This is a genomic window from Burkholderia sp. 22PA0099 (assembly GCF_047497165.1).
Taxonomy (GTDB): Bacteria; Pseudomonadota; Gammaproteobacteria; order Burkholderiales; family Burkholderiaceae; genus Burkholderia.
In genome coordinates this window covers 2,067,752-2,089,830 of sequence record NZ_CP163165.1, presented here as the reverse complement: position 1 = coordinate 2,089,830, position 22,079 = coordinate 2,067,752, and the positions used below count along the sequence as shown (strand labels likewise).

Sequence of the window (22,079 nt, the reverse complement as noted above, 5' to 3'; positions counted from 1 at the left end):
TCGAACGCGGCATCACGCCCGCCTGCGCCGGGCCAACACGATCGGCGCCCGCCACGATTGCGCTCGACCTGTCCCGATCAGCGCCCGTTGCGACCTCGCCAAGCCGCAAACTTCTCCAGCGTGTCCGGATGGGTAGCCGGATACAGCCCGATGATCGGGTCGCCGTCCCGCACCCGCTCCATGACGAAATCCTCGAACGCCGTCATGTCGTGCGCCTCCGCCGTGATCTCCTCGACCAGATGCGCGGGGATCACGATCACGCCGTCGTTGTCGCCCACCAGCACGTCGCCGGGAAACACCGGCGCGCCGCCGCAGCCGATCGGCACGTTGATGTCGAGCGCCTCGTGCAGCGTCAAATTGGTCGGCGCGGACGGGCGCTGATGGAACGCCGGGATCTCGGTGCGCGAGATTTCATCGGCGTCGCGAAAGCCGCCGTCGGTCACCACGCCGGCCACGCCGCGCTTCATCAGGCGCGTGACCAGGATGGCGCCGGCCGAGGCCGCGCGCGGATCGTTGCGGCTGTCCATCACGAGCACCGCGCCCGGCGGGCAGGTTTCCACCGCCTTGCGCTGCGGATGCTCGGGATTGCGAAACACTTCGAGCGGGTTGCGATCCTCGCGGGCCGGAATGTAGCGCAGCGTGAACGCCTCGCCCACCATGCTCCTGGCGAGGCGCTGGAGCGGCGTCACGCCCTGGATGACCTGATTGCGCAGGCCGCGCTTGTAGAGCGCCGTGGCCAGCGTGGCCGTGCTGATCGTTTCCAGTCGGGTGCGCAGTGCGGGGGTGAGGATGCTCATGGGATTGTCTCGATCGGGGTCGTTGTCGGTGGGTGTCGATGGGTATCGGTCGGTATCAAACGGAGAACGCGCCGCCAGCTTAATGCGACTTGCGCATCATGGCACCCTCACGTTGCCGGAACGCCGGGTTCAGCGCGGTGCCGAGGCCGTCGCGCGGCAAGCAAGCGTGACCCGAATCGCGCGACCGTTCGGCTGGCACCGGAAGCAACCAATGTGACATGCCGGATCGACAACCGGCCGCCGCGAACGGCGAACGTTCGCGGCGGCCGGCATCGAGGCCCGATCGGGCGGGCCTGCCCTGGCTTTAGCGGCGATCCACCCACACCGTCTGCGCGTTGCAGAATTCGCGCAAACCGAAGTGCGACAGCTCGCGGCCGAAACCGCTCTTCTTGACGCCGCCGAAGCCCACGCGCACGTCGCTGGCGCTGTAGCCGTTGATGAACACGCCGCCCACCTCGAGCTCGCGCGTGATCGATTCGGCCAGCGCCGCATCGGCCGTAAACACCGACGCCGTCAGGCCGAAATCGCTGTCGTTGGCCAGTTGCACGGCATGCGCGGCGTCGTCGGCGCGGATGATCGACGCCACCGGCCCGAACAGTTCCTCGCGGAACGCGGTCATGGCGGGCGTCACGCCGGTCAGCACGGTCGGCTGGTAGTAATTGCCCTCGCCTGCCACCTTGGCGCCGCCCACCAGCAGCGTGGCGCCTTCGGCCAGCGTGCGCTCGACCTGGGCGTGCAGTTCGTCGCGCAGGTCGTAGCGGGCCATCGGGCCGACGTAGTTGTCGGGATCGCGCGGGTCGCCCATGTGCAGCGCCTTGACGGCCTCGACGAAGCGCGCCGTGAACGCGTCGAGCACCGGCGCCTCGACGATGAAACGCTTGGCCGCCGCGCACACCTGCCCCGAGTTCTGGAAGCGCCCGGCCACGGCGGCCGCCACGGCCAGGTCGAGATCGGCGTCCGCCAGCACGATGAACGCATCGGAGCCGCCCAGTTCGAGCACGCACTTCTTCAGCGCCGCGCCCGCCTGCGCGCCGATCGCCGAGCCGGCGCGCACGCTGCCCGTCACCGTGACGGCGGCGATGCGCCGATCGGCGATCGCCGCCGACACCAGCTCGTTCGACAGATTCACCAGCTCGAACACGCCGGCCGGGAAATCGGCGCGCTCGAACGCCTCGCGCAGCAGGTTGGCCGAGCCGAGCACGTTCGGCGCGTGCTTGAGCACATAGGTGTTGCCGGCGGCGAGCGCCGGCACCGCGCCACGCACCACCTGCCAGATCGGGAAATTCCACGGCATGATCGACAGCACCGGCCCGAGCGGACGGTATTCGATGCGTGCCTTGTTGCCCTCGACGAGCGTCGGCTCCGGGGCCAGGAAGTCGCCCGCGTGCTCGGCGTACCAGTCGCACACGCCGGCCGACTTCTCGACTTCGGCCAGCGCCTGCTTGATCGGCTTGCCCATTTCGAGCGTGATGGTTTCGGCGATCCGCTGCGCATCGGCGCGCAGCGCCTGGCCGAGCCGCTTCAGCGCCGCGCCGCGCGCCTCGATCGAGCGGCGCTTCCATTCGCCGAAGGCGGCCGCGGTGCGTTGCAGGGCCTGTTCCAGATCGTCCGGCCCCTGCACCGGATAGGTGGCGATTTCCTTGCCGTCGAGCGGGCTGATGGAGCGAAAAACAGGTGCGGCTTGGCTCATGGTGATCTCCGTTGGCATTCGATGGGGGGCAGTGTAAGCTCGGCCATCGCTCAATGAAACTGAATAGTTTTGAGCAAATCATTCACGTTTCGAGAACGTCGACATGGATCTCGTCCAGCTGGAAATGTTTCAGGCCGTCGCCCGCCATGGCAGCATCGCGGCCGCCGCCCAAGCCGTACACCGGGTGCCGTCGAATCTGACCACCCGCATCAAGCAACTCGAGGAAGAACTGGGCGTGGACCTGTTCACGCGCGAGAAGAACCGGCTGTCGTTGTCGCAGGCGGGGCGGATCTTCCTCGATTACACCGGCAAGATCCTGAACCTCGTGACCGAGGCGCGCGCCGTCACGGCCGGCCAACAGCCGGCCGGGCGCTTCGCGCTGGGTGCGCTGGAGAGCACGGCGGCGGTGCGGATTCCGGCGCTGCTGGCCACCTACAACCAGCACTTTCCGCAGGTCGCGCTCGAACTGGCGACCGGGCCATCCGGGCAGATGATCGACGGCGTGTTGAGCGGCGACCTGATCGCCGCGTTCGTCGACGGCCCGCTCGACCACGCCGAGCTGACCGGCTTCCCGGTGTTCGACGAGGAGATGGTGATCGTCGCGCCGGCCGCGCATGCGCCGATCCGCCGGGGCCGCGACGCGGACGGCGACGCGCTCTACGTGTTCCGGAAGAACTGTTCGTACCGGCGCCACCTCGAACGCTGGCTCGCCAACGACGGCGCGCTGCCCGGCGAGATCCGCGAACTGGAGTCGTATCACGGCATGCTGGCCTGCGTGAGCGCCGGCGGCGGGCTCGCGATCATGCCGCGCAGCATGCTCGAAAGCATGCCCGGCTCGCAATCGGTGCGCGCCTGGCCGATGGGCAAGGAATTCGGCCTGCTGCGGACCTGGCTGATCTGGCGCAAAGGCACCGTGTCGAAGGCGCTGGAAGCGTTCTCGCAGTTGGTCACGCATCCGCATCCAGCGCGATGACGGGAAGGCTTGGCGGGCATGGGGCAACTCGATGCGGCGCGATACCGCTTGCAGTGACCGAGCGCAGCCGGTGCGGCGCGATACGAACTCAGCGCCTTATCAACCTATAAACCGCCCCGCCCGGCCAGCCCCAACGCCCGCATGCGCCGATACAGCGTGCGCTCGCTGATCCCGAGCCGCGCCGCCAGCGCGCGGCGCGTGCCGCGAAAGCTGCCGGCGACGTGGCGCAGCGTGGCGTCGTCGGGCGCGCCGGGCTTGGGCAGGCCGGCCGACTGCGTCGCATCGGCAAGCGCACCGCGCAGCGCGTCGGGCAGATGCTCGACGCGGATCACGCCGTCGTCGGCGAACAGGCAGGCGCGTTCGAGCACGTTGCGCAACTCGCGGATATTGCCGGGCCACGCATAGGCGTCGAGGCAGGCGCGTGCCGCCTCGTGCAGCACGCAGGGCCGCGCGCCGGGCCGGGCATCGGCGATGCGGCGCAGGATCGATTCGGCGATCAGGCCGATGTCGCCGTGACGCGCACGCACCGGCGGCAGATCGATCGGAAACGCGCTGATCCGGTAATAGAGATCGGGGCGAAAGCGCCCGTCGGCGATCATCTCGCGCAGCGGCTGATGGGTCGCCGCCACCAGCCGGAAATCGGCGCGCAACGCCTCCACCCCGCCGACACGCCGGAACGTGCCCGTCTCGATCAGCCGCAGCAGCTTCACCTGCATCGAGGCGGGCACGTCGCCGATCTCGTCGACGAACAGCGTGCCGCCCTGCGCGGTTTCGACCAGGCCCGGTTTGCGCGCCTGCGCGCCGGTGAACGCCCCCTTCTCGTAACCGAACAGCTCGCTCTCGAACAGCGATTCGGCGATGCCCGAGCAATCGACCACCACGAACGGCCCGGCCGCGCGCGGGCTGCCCTCGTGCAGCGCCCGCGCGAACAGCTCCTTGCCGGTGCCCGATTCGCCGAGCAGCAACACCGGCAGCGTCGATGGCGCGACGCGCTGCAAGGCCGACAACGCCGCGTTGAACGGCTCGGAGCTGCCGACCAGGCCGCTCGCGCTGGGCCGCGCCGAGGCGCTGCGCACCGTGGTCAGCCGTTCGACATAGGCGGTGACCTCGCCCGCGCCGTCGAACACCGGCCGCATCTCCACGTCGACATGTTCCGGCCCGCGCGGCGTGTGATGGATATGCAGCACGCGCGACGCCGCGCCCGATTCGAGCGCGGCGCGCATCGGGCAATGCTCGCCGGCCTGGTCGCACGGCACGTCGTAGTGATGCGACACGCGGTAGCAGTGCCGCCCGACGTGGGCCTGCCCCGCCACGCCGAACTGGCGCTGGTAGGCTGCGTTGGCCGCGAGAATCCGGTAATCGCGATCGACCACGATCATCGGCTGCGGATCGTGTTCGAGGTAGGAGACGAGCGCGCCGAGGCCGGCGGGAGGATGGGCGGCGGCGGCCGGATCGGCCTGATCGGCCGGGACGATCGGGATCGTGCGGGGCTGGCGTCCGGCCTCTTCGGGCGCACCAAGCGCATCGGCTGAACCAGTGGGCGCAGCGGTACGGCGGCGAGTGGACATGACGAACCCAGGCAATGACAGGCAAGCCGCCAATTCTGCCACATGACTGCCATGACACTGCCATCGATGGCAGCGATCTGCGATTCCCGCGGGACAACCGGCGCGCACCCGCCGTGCCTCGTCGCGAAAAATCGTCGCCGGATCAAACTACTAGCCGAATGACGCGGCAAGGCGGTGCCGCTGGCATGTATCTTGTGTACACAGACGGTTCTTGATCGTTTCCGGAGCACCCCGCGATGTCCGACCCCGCCTTCACCGTCGAATCGTTCTTCGATCCGGCCACCTGTACGGCCACCCATGTCGTGCTCGATCCGGCCACGCGCGAGTGCGCGATCATCGATTCCGTGCTCGATTTCGATCCGAAATCGGGCCGCACCAGCCATGCGAGCGCCGAGCGCGTCGCCGCGCATGTCGAGGCGCTCGGCGCGCGCGTGCGCTGGCTGCTCGAAACCCATGTGCATGCCGATCATCTGTCGGCCGCGCCGTGGCTGCAGGCGCGCTTCGGCGGCGAGATCGCGATCGGCCGCGACGTGACGCGCGTGCAGAAGGTGTTCGGCGCGCTGTTCGATGCCGGCCCCGAATTCGTGCCCGACGGCCGCCCGTTCGACCGGCTGATCGACGACGGCGACACGCTGGCGCTCGGCGCGCTGGCGATCCGCGCGACCCACACGCCGGGCCATACGCCGGCCTGCATGACCTACGTGGTGGCGCGCGCCGACGGTTCGGCGCCCGCCGACACCGCCGCGTTCGTCGGCGACACGCTGTTCATGCCCGACTACGGTACCGCGCGCTGCGACTTTCCCGGCGGCGACGCGCGCACGCTCTACCGCTCGATCCGCAAGGTGTTGAGCCTGCCGCCCGACACGCGGCTCTACCTGTGCCACGACTACCCGCCCGACGGCGGCCGCGAGGCCTGCGTGGTCACCACCGTGGCCGCGCAGCGCGACGCGAACATCCACGTGCACGAAGGCATCGACGAAGACAGCTTCGTCGCGATGCGCACCGCGCGCGACGCCACGCTGGCAATGCCAGTGCTGATCCTGCCGTCGGTGCAGGTCAACATGCGCGCCGGCCGGCTGCCCGATCCGGCGCCGAACGGCATCCGTTATCTGAAACTGCCGATCGATGCGCTGTAAGCGCCGCGGCCGCCGCCTCACCTTGAAGGAATCCTGAACATGTCCGCCTCCCCTACCAACGCCGCCGTGCCGGCCGCGCGTCACGAGATCGTGATCGTCGGCGCCGGCTCGGCCGGCATCGCCACCGCCGCCAGCCTGCTCAAACGCGATCGCACGCTCGACATCGCGCTCGTCGATCCCGCCGACATGCACTATTACCAGCCGGGCTGGACGATGGTGGGCGGCGGCGTGTTCGATGCGCCGTCCACGGCACGGCCGATGGCCAGCGTCCTGCCGCGCGGCGTGACGCACATCCGCTCGGCCGTCACCGCGTTCTCGCCCGAGCAGCAGACCATCACGCTCGACGGCGGCACGCGCGTCGGCTACCGGCAACTCGTGGTGTGCCCCGGCATCGAACTGAACTGGGCCGGCATCGAAGGCCTGAGCGACACGCTCGGCCGCAATGGCGTGACCTCGAACTACCGCTACGACCTCGCGCCCTATACGTGGCAGCTGGTGCAGGCGCTGCCGCGCGGCCGCGCGATCTTCACGCAGCCGCCGATGCCGATCAAATGCGCCGGCGCGCCGCAAAAGGCCATGTATCTGTCGGCCGATCACTGGCGGCGCACCGGCCGCCTCGGCAATATCGAGATCGAATTCCACCTGGCCGCGCCGGCGCTGTTCGGCGTGCCGGCCTACGTGCCGGCGCTGATGGAATCGGTCAAGGGCTACGGCATCGACCTGCGCTTCGGCGACACGCTCATCGCCGTGGACGGCCCCGCGCGCCTGGCGCGCTTTCGCCGCGCGCGCGCCGAGGCCGACGGCGGCGGCACCGAGGACATCACGCGCGAATTCGACATGCTGCACGCCGTGCCGCCGCAACGCGCGCCGGGCTTCGTGCGCGACAGCGCGCTGGCCGATGCGAACGGCTGGATCGACGTCGATCCGGCCACGCTGCGCCACCGCGCCTTCGAGAACATCCATGCGCTCGGCGACGCGACCAACACCAGCAACGCCAAGACCGCCGCCGCCGCGCGCAAGCAGGCGCCGGTGGTCGCGCACAACGTGCTGGCCGCGCTCGGCCGCACGCGCGGCGTGGCGCGTTACGACGGCTACGGCTCGTGCCCGCTGACGGTCGAGCGCGGGCGCGTGGTGCTGGCCGAATTCCTGTACGGCGGCAAGGTCGCGCCGACCTTCCCCGCCTGGCTCAACGACGGCACCCGGCCGTCGAAGCTCGCGTGGTTCCTGAAGGAAAAACTGCTGCCGCCCGTCTACTGGCACGCGATGCTGAAGGGCCGCGAGTGGTTTGTCGAGCCGGCCGTCAGCGAGGCCTGAACCGCCGCGCCGACAACGACAACGACAACGACAACGCCCGGAATCGCGAACACGATTCCGGGCGTTTTTCATGAGTTGGCCAAGCTCAGGCCGCTACGGCCAGCCGCCTGCGTTCGCGGCGCAGCATCACCATGTTGGCGCCGATCACGCCGATCGTCACGGCAACGATGAACAGCGTGGCGAGCGCGTTCATCTCGGGGTTCAGCCCGAGGCGCACACGCGAGAACACCACCAGCGGCAAGGTTGTCGAGCCGGGGCCGGACAGGAACGCCGACAGCACCAGATCGTCGATCGACAGCGTGAACGACAGCAGCCAGCCCGACACCAGCGCCTGCGAGATCAGCGGCAGCGTGATCGTGAAGAACACCTTGAACGGCGTCGCGCCGAGGTCGAGCGCGGCTTCCTCCAGCGACGGATCGAGCTCGCGCACGCGCGACTGCACGATGATCGCCACGTAGGACAGACACAGCATCACGTGGCCGAGCCAGATCGTGAACATGCCGCGCTGCGCGGGCCAGCCGATCCACTTGGCCAGCTCGATGAACAGCAGCAGCAGCGAGATCCCCTGGATCACCTCGGGGATCACGAGCGGCGCGTTGATCATGCCCGAGTAGAGCGCGAAGCCGCGAAAGCGGCCCATGCGCGCCAGCACGAAGCCGGCCCAGGTGCCGATGAACACCGACGCGAACGCGGTCAGCACGCCGATCTTCAGCGACAGCCAGGCCGCCGCGATCAGTTCGTCGTCGGCCAGCAGCGCCGCATACCAGCGCGTCGAGAAGCCCGACCACACCGTCACCAGTTGCGACGCGTTGAACGAGTAGACGATCAGGCTCAGGATCGGGATGTACAGGAACGCGAAGCCGAGCCCGAGCGCCACGATCCGCAGATAACGATTCGGCATCATTTGCGGCGGCCCTCCAGTTCCTTCGCCTGGAAGTGCTGGAACGCCGCCATCGGCACCAGCAACAGCAGCACCATCGCGCAGGTCACCGCCGAGGCCATCGGCCAATCCGCGTTGTTGAAGAACTCGTTCCACATGACGCGGCCGATCATCAGCGTGTCGGCGCCGCCGAGCAGCTCGGGAATCACGTACTCGCCCACCGCCGGAATGAACACCAGCAGGCAGCCCGCGATGATGCCGTTGCGCGAGAGCGGCAGCGTGACGGTCAGGAACGCCTTCCACGGTTTCGCGCCGAGGTCGTAGGCGGCTTCGAGCAGGCGCAGGTCCATCTTCACGAGGTGCGCGTAGAGCGGCATCACGAGAAACGGCAGGTAGGTGTAGACCATGCCGATATACACCGCGATGTTGGTGCGATACAGCTCGATCGGCGAGTGGATCAGGCCGATGCCGATCAGGAAGTTGTTCAGCAGTCCGTTGTTCTTGAGAATGCCGATCCAGGCATACACGCGGATCAGGAACGACGTCCAGAACGGCAGCATCACCGCCATCATCAGCAGGTTGCGCGAGGCCGGGTTCGAGCGCGCAATGTAATACGCCATCGGATAGCCGAGCAGCAGGCACAGGAACGTCGTGACGGCCGCCACCCACACCGAGTTCACATAGGTCGCGAAATACAGGCTGTCGGTAACCAGGAACGCGTAGTGCGACAGGTTCAGCTTGATGTTCAGCACGCCGTCCGCGAACGAAGTCAGTTCGGTGTACGGAGGAATGCCGAGGTTCAGTTCCGCGAAGCTGATCTTCACGACCAGCAGGAACGGCACCGCGAAGAACAGCAGGAGCCAGAAGAACGGCCCCGCGATCACGGCCGTGCGGCCGCTCAGGCCGAGCTTGCGCATCGGCCAGCCGAAGAACGTGGACAGTGCGTTCATGCGGTCAGCACCACGCCGGCCGTGGCGCTCCAGCGCACGTAGATCTCGTCGTTCCAGCCCGGCGTGTCGATCTCCGACAGCGCGAGGCTGGTGGCGTTGGCGATCACGGTCTTGCCCGAATCGAGCCTGACGTGATACAGCGAGTAGCCGCCCATGTAGGCCACGTTGGTGATCACGCCGTGCCCCCAGTTGTAGGCGCCTTCGGGCGGCTTGCGCGTCAGCGCGATGCGCTCGGGGCGCACCGACACCGTCACCGCCATGCCGAGCGGGCCGGTGATGCCGTGGCTCACGTGCATGCGGCACGGCAGTTCCGACGATTCGATGAACACGTAATCGGGCTCGTCCTCGACCACGTTGCCCTCGAACAGGTTCGTCGAGCCGATGAATTCGGCCGAGAAGCGGCTGTTCGGATATTCGTAGACTTCGCGCGGCGCGCCGATCTGCACGATCTGGCCTTCGCTCATCACGGCGATCCGGTTCGCCATCGTCATCGCCTCTTCCTGATCGTGCGTGACCATGATGCAGGTGACGCCGACCTTGTCGAGAATGTTGACGAGTTCGATCTGGGTGCGCTGGCGGATCTGCTTGTCGAGCGCCGACATCGGTTCGTCGAGCAGCAGCAGCTTGGGCCGCTTGACCAGCGAACGCGCCAGCGCCACGCGCTGCTGCTGGCCGCCCGAGAGCTGGTGCGGCTTGCGCGTCGCATAGCGGCTCATCTGCACCAGCTCGAGCGCATCGCGCACGCGCGCCTTCAGCTCGGCCTTGGGCGTGCCTTCCTGCTTGAGGCCGTACGCCACGTTCGCTTCCACCGTCATGTGCGGAAACAGCGCGTACGACTGGAACATCATGTTCACGGGCCGCTTGTACGGCGGCATCTGGGCGAGGTCCTCGCCGTCGATCAGGATCTTGCCCGAGGTGACGGTTTCGAGGCCGGCCAGCATGCGCAGCAGCGTGGATTTCCCGCAACCGGAACTGCCCAGCAGTGCGAACAGTTCGCCCTTCTCGACGGAGAGATTGACCTGGCGCACCGCGGGGGTGTCACCGAACTGCTTGACCACGTCGACGATCTGCACGAAGTTCGCGGCGTTGCCCGCCGACGAAACATTGGACGGGCTGGACGGCGCAGCGGCGGACGACAAGCGCGACGGGCTATTCATGATCTGCTGCATCACTCCTGGGTAGTACCGAACAAAGGCGATTTAAGACGAACAAAGCCCCCGGGGGCACCAGGGGCTTGAGGGACGGTATCGAACCGCGGCGAGCTTCAGCGGCCGGATTTGAACTCGGTCCAGAGCCGCGTCTGCAGGCGCTGGATTTCCGGCGGCAGCGGCTTGAGCAGGAACAGCGTCTTGACCACGTCGGCCGGCGGGTACACGGCCGGGTCGTTCGCCACGTCCTTGCTGACGAACTGGCGAGCCGCGGCGTTCGCGCTCGGGTAGTACACCGTATTGGTGATGGCCGCGTGCACCTTCGGATCCTCGATGTAGTTGATCCACTCGAGGGCCGCTTCCTTGTTCTTCGCGTCCTTCGGGATCGCCATCACGTCGAACCACACGGGCGCGCCGCCCTTCGGAATGTAGTACTCGACCTTGTACGGCTTCTTCGCTTCCTGCGCGCGATGCTTGGCGATCACGACGTCGCCCGACCAGCCATACGCGAAGCAGATGTCGCCGCCGACCAGATCGTTGATGTAGCCCGACGAGTTGAACTGCGTGATGTACGGCCGGATCTTCTTGAGCACCGCCATCGCGGCCTGGTAATCGGCCGGGTTGGTGCTCATCGGATCCTTGCCGATGTAGTGCAGCGCGGCCGCGAACATCTGGTCCGGCGCGTCGAGCACCGACACGCCGCAGGCCTTCAGCTTCGAGATGTTTTCCGGCTTGAACAGGATGTCCCAGTTGTCGAGCGGCACCTTGCCGAGGATCTGCTGGGCCTTGTTGACGTTGTAGGCCAGGCCCGTCGTGCCGTAGGCCCAGGGCACCGTGTACTTGTTGCCCGGATCGGCGCCGGCCACCAGCGCCATCAGTTGCGGATCGAGGTTCTTCAGGTTCGGCAGCTTCGACTTGTCGAGCGGCGCGAAGATGCCGGCGGCGATCTGCTTGCCGGCGTAGTTGCTGGTGGGCACCACGATGTCGTAGCCCGAGCTGCCGGTCAGCAGCTTGGCCTGCAGCGTGTCGTCGCTGTCGTAGTTGTCGTAGCGGACCTTGACGCCCGTTTGCTTCTCGAAGTTGGGGATGGTGTCCTTGGCAATATAGTCGGACCAGTTGTAGACATTGAGCTGCGTGTCCTTCGCCGAAGCCGCCGTGGCGGCTACGCACAGCGAGAGGGCCATCAACCGGCCAGCTACCTTTGCGTTCATCCCGTTCTCCCGTCCGGCCCTATGCTGGCCGGTATCGACTGTGTCGTCACGACGGCCCGCCAAGGCGACCCGTCCCTGAAAAACCCGAAAAATATCACTAAACCCGGAGCGTCACAAAAAAAATGCGCCGATGTCGCGCAAACGGAACACCCACCGGGAAGTCGCGGCAATTTTATCGGGTTATGCGGGCCTGTCCACCCGAAAAAATATCGGACTGCCCGGTGCAATGTCATGCCCCGACGGCCCGACTCGCGCACCGCATGCGGCGCACGGGCGCGCCATCGGCGGCGCGACGCCGGCTTGCGTGTCCGCGCCATCGCAGCCGCAACAAAAACGGCGGACGATCGGGCATCCGTTTCAAGCTTGCCGCTGAATTACAATAAGCCAACTTGTCGCAGTGTCCTTGTTGCGGCACGACACTCCACCGTGCTTCTCCAATCCATCGTACTCATGCGCCATCGTCACGCTCGTTCGTTCGTCTCCGTCTCCGCTCCCATCACGCCCGCCCTGCCGAGCAACACGTTCGGCACGCGGTTCCATGCCCTGCTGCCGCGCTTGCTGCCGGCCGCCCTGCTCTGTGCGGCCGGCGCCGCGCACGCCACCGTCTCGCTCGTGCAGCCGGCGCGCGAAGCGGCCGCCGATGCGCCGCTGACATTGACGCTGATCTACTCGGACGACGATCGCGCGCCGCTGGCCGTCACCGCACCCGATTCGATCGACGTGACCGTGACCAATGCCGAGCAGCCGCCGGTGCCCGTCAAGCTGGTGCGCGAGGCCGGCGTGCCCGCGCGCTTCACGCTGCGCGCGGGCCAGTACCGCAAGGTGCGATTCTCGGCGCCGTGGCCCGACAGCGCGCGCGGCACCGTGACGATCGCGCCGGTGGGCTTCGACGCCTCGCCGGCCGTGGTCTCGCTGAACCGCGGCCCGAACCAGGTCGCCGTGGCGCGCGCCGAATCGGCCGAGGCGCATCAATCGACGCCGGCCGGCGTGGCCGCCGCCGCGTCCACGGTGGCCGCCACCGCCGGCCTGCCGCAGCCGAGCGCCGACGCGCTGACCACCGGCGCGCAGGGCCTGCTGTCGAGAATCTCGTATTACGAGCCGATGTTCATCGGCGCGGGCGTGAACGGCGACGTCAGCGCGAAGCTGCAGTTGAGCTTCAAGTACCGCCTGCACATGCCCGACAACCCGGCCTCGCGCGCGCTGCTCGACAACCTCTATTTCGGCTACACGCAAACCTCGATCTGGGATCTGTCGGCCGATTCGAAACCGTTCCGCGACACCAGCTACAAGCCGAGGCTGTTCTACTACGTCGCCGACACCGGCCTGCACAGCACGTGGTTCACGCGGATGGGGTTCGCGGCCGGTATCGGACACGAGTCGAACGGCAAGGCCGGCACCGATTCGCGCAGCCTGAACATCGCGTTCGTGCAGCCGACCTGGGAGTTCGGCAACCTGTCCGATTACCACTGGCAGGTTTCGCCGATGCTGTACTACTACGTGGGCATCAGCGACAACCGCGACATCGCCGATTACCGCGGCTACATGGATCTGGTCATCAAATACGGCAGCCCCGACGGCTGGCAACTGGCCACCACGCTGCGCAAGGGCACGCACCACTGGTACGGCAGCGTCGATTCCCAACTGTCCTACCCGCTCGCGAAACTGCTCGGCGATGCCTGGGGCGGCTACGTGTGGCTCGGCTACTTCAATGGCTACGGCGAGGATCTGCTCGACTACAACCGGCGCCAGCACTGGATCGCGCGCGTCGGCGTGAGCATCGCGCGCTGATGCTTTACCATAGCGTTTTTGCCGCACCGAACCGACACCGCACCACCATGAGCTCGAACCTTCACGACAAGCCCGACAGCCCCTGCATCGGCGTCTGCTCGACGCTGTTCGACGACATCTGCAAGGGCTGCGGCCGCACCGCGCTCGAAGTCGCGAACTGGGTATTCATGAGCGAGGAAGAAAAAGCCGCGGTGTGGGAACGCATCACGCGCGAAGGCACCGCCAAGCGCTTCCAGTACGACAAGCTCTGAGCACGCCGCGCCAGCGGCATCCGCCGCCGCCCTGGCCGCGGACGAAAAAAGCGGCACGCGAACCGCCGTGCCGCTCAACCCCAACGCTTGAATTCCGTTCGTCAGAACTTCATGCCGACGCCGACCCCGACGATGATCGGGTCGATATGCAGCCGCCCGATCGACTGGCCGCCGAGCGTGGCGTCGGTGTGCATCCAGAGCTTCTTCAAGTCGACGTTGACGAAGAATTGCTTGGTGACCTGAACGTCCACGCCGAACTGCAGGGCCGGGCCGAAGCTGCTCTTGTGCACCGCCACGCCCTGATCGCCGACGTGCAGGCCGTCGTTGTAGAAATACGTGTAGTTCAGGCCCGCACCGACATACGGCCGCACCTTGCCCGCATGATTGAAGTGGTATTGCAGCAGCAGCGTGGGCGGCAGCACGTTCACGCCGCCGAGCGGGCCGAGATTCGAATTGACCTGATGACGCGAGGTGCCGAGGATCAACTCGACGCCGAGATAGTCGCGAATCATGTAGGTGAAATCGAGTTCGGGCACCACGGCGTTGTTCACGCCAGCGTTAATGGCGGACAGCGTGCCGCTGCCGCGATCGTTCGGCGCGATTTCGATCGCACGCAGGCGCATCAGTATGTCGCCCTGATTGATGCCCTCGCCCTGCGACGCCGCGTGCGAGACGGAAGGCGTCATCGCGACGGCGGCGGCGCAGGCGAAAGCGGACACAACGCAACGAGCTTTTACTTTCATGGCAAAAATTCCCCTGAGAACGATATGGATTGTCGTGGGGGGCCGCCAGCGGCGACTTGACGCGCATCAAGCCAAAGAAAACGTGGGACGCTTTGTCGCAGATTCCGACTCGCTGCCCGTCAGCAGCAGCGTGAGCAGGTCGCGCACGCTGCGAATCGCGGTGCCGAACGGCAAGGCTTCGCGGCCGCGGAAGAACAGGCCGTTGGCCACGTCGCCACGCAGGGCCGCCGCGAGCCGCGTGTCGATGCAGAAGTGACCGAAACGCTCGACGCCATCGCGCAGGCCGCACACCGACAGGCATTCGAGCGCCGTCGGGCAGCGCTGCCGCAGCGCGCCGAGCCTGGCGCGAATCCGCGCCTCGTGACGCAGATACCGCTCGAGCCATGGCGTGCGCACCGCGCGCGCCGGCAGCCCCGTCACGCTGATGAAATCGACGATGTCCTCGGGCCGCGCCTGCGCCAGCACCTGCTTGAAGGCCGGATGCGCATCGCCCTCCTCGGTCACCGCGAACGGCGTGCCGACCTGCACGCCGTTCGCGCCCAGTTCGAGCGCCGCGCGCACCGCCGCGTGGCTGTTGATGCCGCCGCCCACGATCAGCGGGATCGCCTCGCGCGCCAGCCCCAGCGCGCGAATCGTCTCGCCGGCCTCGCCGAGCACGCGCGCGAAATCGAAGCGCGGGTCGTTCGCGTCCTCGATGCGCGCCACGCCGAGATGGCCGCCCGCATGGGCCGGATGCTCGATCACGATCGCATCGGGCAGGCGGCCCTTCTTCATCCATTTCTTCAGCACCAGCGCAATGCCGCGTGCATCCGACAGGATCGGGATCAGCGCGATGTCGTGCCCGTCGGTCAACTCCGGCAGATCGAGCGGCAGGCCCGCGCCCATCACGATCGCGTCGGCGCCCGATTCGCAGGCCACGCGCACGTAATCGGCATGCGTGCGCACCGCCTTCATGACGTTGACGGCAATCATGCCGCGCCCCTCGCTCCAGCTTCGCGCGCGGGCGATCTCGCGGCGCAGCGCTTCGAGATTGGCGGCGTCGAGCGTCTCGCGGCCCGGCTGCGCGCGGCAGCGTTCGAGCAGATCGCCATGGTGATGACGCAGATCGATGCTGGCGATCGTGCCGAGCGCCCCTTCGCGCGCGACGCTGCCGGCCAGCCGATGCGCCGACACGCCGACGCCCATGCCGCCCTGCACGACGGGAAGCAGCGAACGACCGCGAATCGTCAGCGGCGGAAAGGAACGGGACAGACTCATCGGAAACCTCTTATGGGCGGCGTCGGAAAGGCTCGATGATCGGGGAATTGTCAATGCCGAGGGTTGATGCGGGTCAAATGCTTGGTGCGGGCGGGAGCGGAAAGCGAAAGAGGATGGGAAATGCAGCGCTGAAAAACAAGGGCGCGGCGATCATGGATCACCGCGCCCTGCGCGTGAAACTTGCCGGCTTCAGCCGGCGGGACATGCCTGAAGGCTTAGGCCTTTTCCTGCGTCGCCAGGAAATCCTCGTAGTTGCCGCCGAAATCGTTCAGCGAGCCATCCGTACGCACCTCGATGATGCGATTGGCCAGGCCGTTGACGAACTCGCGGTCGTGCGACAACTACCCAGTTCATGTTCTCAATCAATCACTTGGAGAGCATGATGGCAACAATTACCCCTCGTGGGACAAAATGGCAGGCAAAAATCCGTCGCAAAGGACAGCCCGCGTTGTCTGCAACGTTCGATAGCGAGGAAGCCGCAAAGCGTTGGGCGGACACACATGAAGGTAAGCAACCCGACCTCGTCATCGATACCGGCCCAACCGTTGGAGATTTGTTCAAGAAATACATCACGCACGCTCAGCCCGACAAACGGTCCAGCGAGTGGGATCGACGGACGCTGCGACGAATGTTGAAGACCGAGAAAAAGCTATGTGCTTTACCTGCATCACAGCTCAACAAAGCTCACCTCGCAGAATGGCGTGACCGAAGGATTACGGAGGTGCGCGGTAGCTCGGTAGGCCGCGAACTAGACGCCATCTCAGCAACATACCGAATCGCCATCGATGAATGGGATGTTGGCCTTACAGTCAACCCCGTTCGTGGCTTTCGTCGCCCCAAGCTTCCACTGCCTCGCGACGTGAGGTTAATGGTTGGCGACGATGAGAAACTTATCCAAAAGGCGATTGATTTCAATCGAGAGATTGCCCCAGCGATCATTCTCGCCATCGAGACAGCAATGCGGCAGGGCGAGATAGCCAAACTCCGCTGGGAAAACATCGACCTTGAAGCACGGACTGCTCTGTTACCCATGACAAAAAATGGAACGGCGCGTAAAGTTCCGCTCTCGACACGAGCGATGGAAGCGCTGACATGGTGTCCTCCGCCTCATACCGGTCGCGTATTCAAGCTCACGCAATCTGCAATACAACACGCATTCAGAAGAGTGCGCGAACAGTGTGGCCTCGGCAACATCCATTTCCATGACCTAAGGCACGAAGCGGCCAGTAGGTTGTTCGAGAAAGGCTTAAACGTGATGGAAGTCGCCACGATCACCGGTCACAAGAATCTCAAGCACCTTCAACGCTATACGCACCTGCGCGCCGAGGATTTAGCGCTCAAGCTGGGATAATCGGCCGGCGAGCAGACGGCCTTCATCGCCGCCTGCTCGTCCGTCCAGACGCTGCCGTTATTCAGTTCATGTACCGCAAAACGGTCAGGCAGATTCGCGCGATTTGCTACGTTCTTGCAGCCGGCGCTCCGCTTTCATACCAGCCTCAGTCTTCCGCCACATCGAAAAAGTTGGAATCGAATCCCGTTCACGGCGAGCATCGACGGCCATACCTCTGCCGTGCTTGCGCTCGAAAATGGAAATCTCGTCGTCCAGCTGCTTGCGTCGGCGACCGTCCGGCGTGTCGCGCCAGATTGCACGGAGTTCCAGAATCAACCGTCCCCGCTCGCTCTCGCGGTATGCCTTGTTTGACGCGCTCTTCGTTTCGGCATCGACATAGCTGTAAGTAAACAATGCCGTCGGCCTGAACAACTTCGAAACGCGATGCGGTGCGTCGACACGAAGAATCGTCCTCGGTGCAACAGCGTCACTCGTGGGCGATACGTCGCCTGCGTCAGCGTGTGAATTTTCTGCTTCGTCTCCCAACCACGCCTCCGCGACCGAGCGAAATCGCTGTTGAAGTTGCTCTGCCAAGTAACGGTCTGGCACGATCAGCAGCACTGGATCAGAGGAGATCGTACGAACGTTGCACCGCCAAAGCAATTGCAAGGCATAGTCTAACGTGCGATCCACCTCGGGATCGTATCCACCGTTCGATATCGCGCGCAGTAGGTTCGCTTCGGGGTTGCTGTACTTCATCGAGGCCAGAAATGCACAAGAATGGCGGTGGCGGTAGGCATTAAGACCGTGCGCCGCGATAGGTATCTGCTCGATCTTCGTGCCAAAGGTATCAAGCCGCGAATTTTTCCACGCAGCGCCCTTCCCGTCGTCGCGCGCATCAATTGACGCGTTGATGCCGATGAGCAACGGCTCCGGCTCCATCTCAAACCGTTCAAAAAAAGCACGCTGCAAACGCAGCGCTTGCCGCGTCATATGACACAGCACGGCATCACCGCGCACACCGTATTCGTCATCAAGGTCGTGCAAGAACTCAAAAAATTTCTCACGTTGCTGATGACCTACAGTTAGCGGCTGTTCCTCGCTACTCATCCAAGCAGCGTGAATTTCGGCAAAAGTGCTGCCACGCGCGCCAGCGTGCAGGTCGTGCCAGCGCCGGCACCACGATTTTTTTTCATCGTCAGAAATCGGCTTGCTCAAGACGATTGCTGAGCGCAAATCGGACTTCGAAAGCGTGCGCTCTTGCAGATCGAAAACGTACGAAATGCATACGTTGTGCAAGCGACGCAGCAAAGTTGTCGCACGCTCGCGGTCAACGAATTCACGCGTGATGTCTTCCGGCACACCGACACCCTCCACTGTCTCGCTCGCGAGAAAATGGTACATCTGGCTCGTGCGGAAGAAGGCCGACATGATCAGCACTTTTGCGTAGCCCTCGAACATGCGGGCCGGCGACATCACGATACGCATCATGTATGTATTTTTTCGGTGGCCACTCGACACGAATACGTCTAGCGCCGACGAATGCACTGCAGACGTAAAGTCGCGCAGGCGGATGCCGTGATCAGTGCTGGTCAGACCGAATTTACGGATAATTTCCGCCGCATCTTCGGGAGGTTCGACACGAGCGTCTGTCCAGCACCAGCGAGAAATTTTTTCCCCGTTGTACGCGACGAATTCCTTGTCTGTCATCAATCGACAGTGAACAATTTTGCCGTCACGCGCTTCGTGATCACGCGGCTGCAAACAATGCTCAAGGAACGGAGCGGGCAAAGTAATCGTCGAGCTTCGCTCAAGGCACGCGCGAGCCTCGTCGTAGATGACCACGCACCGCTCTCTCCCGCGCATGTCTGATGGAATTCTCGCGAGGCACTCGTGCGTGGTTAGAATGATCGAGCCATTCGGCAAGCCCCGCTTGCCGTCACGACCAACAACAAGCTCGCGAAATTGGTCCTGCACACGCCCCTTGCCTTGACGTGACGAAGTTTGGAAAATGAGGTCTTTGTCGATTCCAGCAGCACGCATCGAGTTGTAGATTTCCGTCTTCAAGCGTTCTGTCGGTACCGCGTACACGAGTATCGAATTGTGTTTTTTCTCAGCATGGGGAACAGCAACTTTTTGAATCGCAGTGTACGATTTCCCGACGCCGGGTAGCGCATCAACGTACGAGATTTTGGTCGTCAGTTCCGCAAGAGATATCGGAATCCGAGAGGAAAATGGTGGATGCGTTTTTTGAGACATCGAAATTTCTCCGAGCAGCGAATGGGCGCTCGGTCTATTTACGATGGTCGGTCAAATTCTCAGAAGTCCGTCTGGCGATGACGCACTGAAGAGCCGAGCGTACGTTCGCATGACGTTCGCATGACGACGGAAAATCTGCGTACTCAAAGTGCTCCGGCCTTCGGCCTCCGCGTGTCTCTGCCGGCTATTCAGGATCATCGCCCCCATCTGTTGATCAACGAGCGCCGCGTGCAAGTCGCTGCTTCGCAGCAGGTCGCAAGAAATGCTCACCGGCCTGGGGAACAAACCTCCCTTTTACCTTTCCACCTTACAAATAAAAATTTTTGCACGCACAACGAGCCGTAGGCGAGGCGCTAGGTCCGCCCAGCAGCGTGCAAGCACGAGCGTAGCGAGTGCGCAGCGCGCCGGGGCGTTCGCAAAACAACAACCCACCTCTTTTTCTCTGCTTTTCAGTGGTTGTCATTTTCCGATAGGGACTGTGTTCTGAACGTTTTGAAGGGGCTACCGCCCCTGCACAACGGCATGTCGCTGCGCTACGGCCTACGGCCTACGCTTGCGCCATTTGCCGTTGTGCTTACCCACCTTGGGGGCGTGCCGCCCCCAAACCCCCGCCCATTGTCACTCTCTGCCGTTCCTGTGACAGCAGCTTTGCTTATCCATAGTAGACGCGCTGTCTCTACGTCCCGTTTCACTACTGATGAATTTCGGGTCAGTCCCATAGAAATAGGAGGAATCTCTCCCGAAATGCAGCCATTCCCGGCAGGTATCAAGTACGCCAAACTTCCAGCCCATGCACGAGAACAGCGAAAAACTAAAATCTACGTTGATGCCGTGTTGCCCGGGTTTTGATCTTGCCGTTGTAGACAGCCCGCCACTTATACGAACGCCTACCTTCAACGGCTCGATGCGCCCTCATGCCAAAATACACATCGCCGCTCCCCCACGCTCACGATGAAACGCAACTCAAAATCCTCACCCCGACGAGCCAAGCCGCACCTCAGCCGCGAGATGCTGCTGCCGCTGGCAGCGGACGTTGCGCGCAAAAAATCTCTCGAACAGCACCTTGCACTCGCAACGCTGAGGAGCGGTGCCGGAAATGCCGCCACGGTCAGCCGGCTGCTGCACGCGACATACGTGGCGCTTTTTTTGCACGAAGCCACTGTTGGCCGTCGCGACCTCAATGATTTTCGGGCGGCCGAAGCAGCGCTATGCGCCAGTGCGGCAGCAGGAAAAAACGATGTAATTTTCCGAATTTGCGATGCCGGCTGCAACGCTATCGAGCGTGTGCTGGCTGTGTACGACCGCCACTTGTCGAGCACGCCGCGACATTTCATCATCGCCGCGCAAGACCGGTTGGCGCGCTTCCTCGCGACGGAAAAATTGTCTCCCATCGCGGAGCAGTAAATAGCCCGAAGTTGCCAACGAAGCATAAGCTAGTCGTGGACGGAGTGGTACTCTCTAAGTACCGGCGTCGCTGAAACTGCCGGGCTCTCGTCCATACGCAGCTACGGACAAACGAGGTCAGCGCACGATGCTTCTATCCAGAATTCAGCAAGACTTGTTCAAGTTCACGGAGCGTGACCCGGACGACTTCGCCGGTCTGGTGGAGTTCTGGTATCGTGCGAACAGCGAAGCCCTATCTGCGGCGCTAACCGCCAATCACGGGCTAAACCTCATTTTGAACGTAAGATCGTTCAGAAATTTTGAATCACTCGCGAAACGCCTCTTTCTAATTGCAGACACTCTGATACTTCGTGACGTACGAAGTTGGGCTGTTGACAGTGCAGGTTATCGAGATATGCCTGTCCCAACCGGTGAGTATCACCCTGGATTTCTACCTGATGTCCTTGACGAACTTCGAAAGCATAGACCGTCGCCGCTGACATTAAACCACCGCCCCGAGCTTTACTGGACCAGTACCACAAAGACTTTGAACAACGGGCTACATATTGCGTATGCAGGGTCAGCCTATCATCCGATCCCTTCTGAGTTCATAGATTGGATCGGCGGCCCCGGCGGTGACTACATGCGAACCGGAAAAGTCGTCTATGCACCCTTCATTCCTCCACTAGAAATGGAGCTTGAGTTTTTGAAGCATGATGTAGACCTACCCGATCAATTCGGCGCGACCTCGTTCTTTCATCAGCACCACGACTGGCTTTCTACCAGCCACATCCATGCGCTGCTTTCTCTGGATGTACCATTTCTGGACGGACTCGATATTTCCACCCTCTCAGCCGTCAAGCAAGACAATCGCGATGCCTTCAACACATTCAGCCGTAGCCTGGCTGACGCGGTAGCCAACATCAAGTCAGCGTTTGGTAGTGAAGGTTTTGTACGTGAGGTTCGAAGCATTCAACGGAATCAGATCGACGCCGCGCTCAACGACGTAGAAAAGACAGTGCATCGCATCAATCAGTCGCGCGCACTACGGAGGATGGGCATCTTGACGGGGTTGATCGGCCTCAACGCGGCTACCCTTGTTGGCGCTACAAACGCGACGATCTTTACCGGCTTGGCGTCTGGCGCAGCGGCAATGATCGCCGAGCGAGTTGCTCACCTGAAAGAGCGCGGGGAGCTTCTGGACAAGAAGGGTTACTTCCTTTGGACGCTCAAGAACGCCAATAACATCCGGAAAAAATAACTCACGCGCTGTCGCTCACCCGTTGATCACGTCGTCCTGTCGGACGCCGCCTCGCTGGTCGTCGGGTGCTACACCCGTACTCCTTCGCAAGACCGCGCTCGGTCGCCCCTGCCGCTAACTTCATTTTGATTTTCGAACGC

At 63.9% G+C, this 22,079-nt stretch carries 18 protein-coding genes and 1 pseudogene; 8 read left to right on the top strand and 11 right to left on the bottom strand.

Annotated features, from left to right (window positions below; translation table 11 throughout):
- Nucleotides 1-77 precede the first annotated feature (77 nt).
- A complete protein-coding gene (locus tag AB4851_RS24950; protein ID WP_414451847.1) occupies nucleotides 78-797 on the bottom strand; it encodes a ribonuclease activity regulator RraA in 720 nt (239 codons plus the stop codon).
- A 304-nt stretch (nucleotides 798-1,101) separates the two neighbouring features.
- A complete protein-coding gene (locus AB4851_RS24945) occupies nucleotides 1,102-2,487 on the bottom strand; it encodes an aldehyde dehydrogenase family protein (RefSeq protein ID WP_414451846.1) in 1,386 nt (461 codons plus the stop codon).
- Nucleotides 2,488-2,590: 103 nt separating this feature from the next.
- Here AB4851_RS24945 and ptrR point away from each other — a divergent pair, with 103 nt between their 5' ends.
- Complete coding sequence (gene ptrR, locus AB4851_RS24940) at nucleotides 2,591-3,460, top strand: putrescine utilization regulator PtrR (RefSeq protein ID WP_414445381.1); 870 nt, start codon at nucleotides 2,591-2,593, stop codon at nucleotides 3,458-3,460.
- A 104-nt stretch (nucleotides 3,461-3,564) separates the two neighbouring features.
- Here ptrR and AB4851_RS24935 read toward each other — a convergent pair whose 3' ends face one another.
- Nucleotides 3,565-5,028, bottom strand: a complete 1,464-nt coding sequence (locus AB4851_RS24935; protein WP_414451845.1) for a sigma-54 interaction domain-containing protein — start codon at nucleotides 5,026-5,028, stop codon at nucleotides 3,565-3,567.
- A gap of 236 nt (nucleotides 5,029-5,264) precedes the next feature.
- Between AB4851_RS24935 and AB4851_RS24930 the strand changes: the two genes are divergently transcribed.
- Together AB4851_RS24930 and AB4851_RS24925 are read left to right on the top strand one after the other, a co-directional pair.
- On the top strand, nucleotides 5,265-6,164 hold the full coding sequence (locus tag AB4851_RS24930) for an MBL fold metallo-hydrolase (protein ID WP_414451844.1): 900 nt from the start codon (nucleotides 5,265-5,267) through the stop codon (nucleotides 6,162-6,164).
- Nucleotides 6,165-6,203: 39 nt separating this feature from the next.
- Nucleotides 6,204-7,478: an FAD-dependent oxidoreductase gene (locus AB4851_RS24925; RefSeq protein WP_414451843.1), complete on the top strand. Its 1,275-nt coding sequence runs from the start codon at nucleotides 6,204-6,206 to the stop codon at nucleotides 7,476-7,478.
- Between the two features lie 85 nt (nucleotides 7,479-7,563).
- Here the strand turns inward: AB4851_RS24925 and AB4851_RS24920 are convergent, their stop codons facing one another.
- From AB4851_RS24920 to AB4851_RS24905, 4 genes are all read right to left on the bottom strand, one after another.
- Nucleotides 7,564-8,382, bottom strand: a complete 819-nt coding sequence (locus AB4851_RS24920) for an ABC transporter permease subunit (RefSeq protein WP_414445385.1) — start codon at nucleotides 8,380-8,382, stop codon at nucleotides 7,564-7,566.
- Nucleotides 8,379-9,308: an ABC transporter permease subunit gene (locus AB4851_RS24915; protein WP_414451842.1), complete on the bottom strand. Its 930-nt coding sequence runs from the start codon at nucleotides 9,306-9,308 to the stop codon at nucleotides 8,379-8,381. Before AB4851_RS24915 ends, AB4851_RS24920 begins: the two co-directional genes overlap by 4 nt.
- Nucleotides 9,305-10,465, bottom strand: coding sequence for an ABC transporter ATP-binding protein (locus AB4851_RS24910; RefSeq protein WP_414445387.1), 1,161 nt, complete (start codon nucleotides 10,463-10,465; stop codon nucleotides 9,305-9,307). The genes AB4851_RS24915 and AB4851_RS24910 overlap by 4 nt, the downstream gene beginning before the upstream one ends.
- 107 nt (nucleotides 10,466-10,572) lie before the next feature.
- The gene (locus AB4851_RS24905; protein ID WP_414445388.1) at nucleotides 10,573-11,667 is read right to left on the bottom strand and encodes a polyamine ABC transporter substrate-binding protein; all 1,095 of its coding nucleotides are present in this window, start codon (nucleotides 11,665-11,667) and stop codon (nucleotides 10,573-10,575) included.
- A 450-nt stretch (nucleotides 11,668-12,117) separates the two neighbouring features.
- Here AB4851_RS24905 and AB4851_RS24900 point away from each other — a divergent pair, with 450 nt between their 5' ends.
- Together AB4851_RS24900 and AB4851_RS24895 are read left to right on the top strand one after the other, a co-directional pair.
- On the top strand, nucleotides 12,118-13,455 hold the full coding sequence (locus tag AB4851_RS24900; protein WP_414451938.1) for a phospholipase A: 1,338 nt from the start codon (nucleotides 12,118-12,120) through the stop codon (nucleotides 13,453-13,455).
- Nucleotides 13,456-13,502: 47 nt separating this feature from the next.
- Nucleotides 13,503-13,706: a DUF1289 domain-containing protein gene (locus AB4851_RS24895; protein ID WP_414451841.1), complete on the top strand. Its 204-nt coding sequence runs from the start codon at nucleotides 13,503-13,505 to the stop codon at nucleotides 13,704-13,706.
- A 101-nt stretch (nucleotides 13,707-13,807) separates the two neighbouring features.
- Here the strand turns inward: AB4851_RS24895 and AB4851_RS24890 are convergent, their stop codons facing one another.
- The 3 genes and pseudogenes from AB4851_RS24890 to AB4851_RS24880 form a co-directional block, all read right to left on the bottom strand.
- Nucleotides 13,808-14,449: an OmpW/AlkL family protein gene (locus AB4851_RS24890; RefSeq protein ID WP_414451840.1), complete on the bottom strand. Its 642-nt coding sequence runs from the start codon at nucleotides 14,447-14,449 to the stop codon at nucleotides 13,808-13,810.
- Nucleotides 14,450-14,515: 66 nt separating this feature from the next.
- Nucleotides 14,516-15,706 (bottom strand): NAD(P)H-dependent flavin oxidoreductase, encoded by a 1,191-nt coding sequence (locus AB4851_RS24885; protein WP_414451839.1) that lies wholly within the window; start codon nucleotides 15,704-15,706, stop codon nucleotides 14,516-14,518.
- A gap of 215 nt (nucleotides 15,707-15,921) precedes the next feature.
- A pseudogene (locus AB4851_RS24880) lies at nucleotides 15,922-16,047 on the bottom strand (hypothetical protein); the annotation flags it as partial.
- A gap of 38 nt (nucleotides 16,048-16,085) precedes the next feature.
- On the opposite strand from AB4851_RS24880, the gene AB4851_RS24875 reads away from it, so the two are divergent.
- On the top strand, nucleotides 16,086-17,057 hold the full coding sequence (locus AB4851_RS24875; RefSeq protein ID WP_414451838.1) for a site-specific integrase: 972 nt from the start codon (nucleotides 16,086-16,088) through the stop codon (nucleotides 17,055-17,057).
- A gap of 84 nt (nucleotides 17,058-17,141) precedes the next feature.
- On the opposite strand, the gene AB4851_RS24870 is transcribed toward AB4851_RS24875, so the two are convergent.
- A complete protein-coding gene (locus AB4851_RS24870; protein ID WP_414451837.1) occupies nucleotides 17,142-19,295 on the bottom strand; it encodes a hypothetical protein in 2,154 nt (717 codons plus the stop codon).
- 951 nt (nucleotides 19,296-20,246) lie between these two features.
- Here AB4851_RS24870 and AB4851_RS24865 point away from each other — a divergent pair.
- Together AB4851_RS24865 and AB4851_RS24860 are read left to right on the top strand one after the other, a co-directional pair.
- A complete protein-coding gene (locus tag AB4851_RS24865) occupies nucleotides 20,247-20,699 on the top strand; it encodes a hypothetical protein (RefSeq protein WP_414451836.1) in 453 nt (150 codons plus the stop codon).
- 154 nt (nucleotides 20,700-20,853) lie between these two features.
- Entirely contained in the window at nucleotides 20,854-21,939 is a 1,086-nt protein-coding gene (locus AB4851_RS24860; RefSeq protein WP_414451835.1) for a hypothetical protein, read from the top strand.
- Nucleotides 21,940-22,079 lie beyond the last annotated feature (140 nt).

What these genes read in the sequence shown, in the direction of transcription:
- AB4851_RS24900 (WP_414451938.1), top strand. Translation starts at nt 12,118, where the DNA reads ATGCGCCATCGTCACGCTCGTTCGTTCGTCTCCGTCTCCGCTCCCATC.
- AB4851_RS24895 (WP_414451841.1), top strand. Translation starts at nt 13,503, where the DNA reads ATGAGCTCGAACCTTCACGACAAGCCCGACAGCCCCTGCATCGGCGTC.
- AB4851_RS24885 (WP_414451839.1), bottom strand. Translation starts at nt 15,706, where the DNA reads ATGAGTCTGTCCCGTTCCTTTCCGCCGCTGACGATTCGCGGTCGTTCG.
- ptrR (WP_414445381.1), top strand. Translation starts at nt 2,591, where the DNA reads ATGGATCTCGTCCAGCTGGAAATGTTTCAGGCCGTCGCCCGCCATGGC.
- AB4851_RS24930 (WP_414451844.1), top strand. Translation starts at nt 5,265, where the DNA reads ATGTCCGACCCCGCCTTCACCGTCGAATCGTTCTTCGATCCGGCCACC.
- AB4851_RS24920 (WP_414445385.1), bottom strand. Translation starts at nt 8,382, where the DNA reads ATGATGCCGAATCGTTATCTGCGGATCGTGGCGCTCGGGCTCGGCTTC.
- AB4851_RS24890 (WP_414451840.1), bottom strand. Translation starts at nt 14,449, where the DNA reads ATGAAAGTAAAAGCTCGTTGCGTTGTGTCCGCTTTCGCCTGCGCCGCC.
- AB4851_RS24875 (WP_414451838.1), top strand. Translation starts at nt 16,086, where the DNA reads ATGATGGCAACAATTACCCCTCGTGGGACAAAATGGCAGGCAAAAATC.
- AB4851_RS24935 (WP_414451845.1), bottom strand. Translation starts at nt 5,028, where the DNA reads ATGTCCACTCGCCGCCGTACCGCTGCGCCCACTGGTTCAGCCGATGCG.
- AB4851_RS24950 (WP_414451847.1), bottom strand. Translation starts at nt 797, where the DNA reads ATGAGCATCCTCACCCCCGCACTGCGCACCCGACTGGAAACGATCAGC.
- AB4851_RS24945 (WP_414451846.1), bottom strand. Translation starts at nt 2,487, where the DNA reads ATGAGCCAAGCCGCACCTGTTTTTCGCTCCATCAGCCCGCTCGACGGC.
- AB4851_RS24915 (WP_414451842.1), bottom strand. Translation starts at nt 9,308, where the DNA reads ATGAACGCACTGTCCACGTTCTTCGGCTGGCCGATGCGCAAGCTCGGC.
- AB4851_RS24910 (WP_414445387.1), bottom strand. Translation starts at nt 10,465, where the DNA reads ATGAATAGCCCGTCGCGCTTGTCGTCCGCCGCTGCGCCGTCCAGCCCG.
- AB4851_RS24865 (WP_414451836.1), top strand. Translation starts at nt 20,247, where the DNA reads ATGAAACGCAACTCAAAATCCTCACCCCGACGAGCCAAGCCGCACCTC.
- AB4851_RS24905 (WP_414445388.1), bottom strand. Translation starts at nt 11,667, where the DNA reads ATGAACGCAAAGGTAGCTGGCCGGTTGATGGCCCTCTCGCTGTGCGTA.
- AB4851_RS24925 (WP_414451843.1), top strand. Translation starts at nt 6,204, where the DNA reads ATGTCCGCCTCCCCTACCAACGCCGCCGTGCCGGCCGCGCGTCACGAG.
- AB4851_RS24870 (WP_414451837.1), bottom strand. Translation starts at nt 19,295, where the DNA reads ATGTCTCAAAAAACGCATCCACCATTTTCCTCTCGGATTCCGATATCT.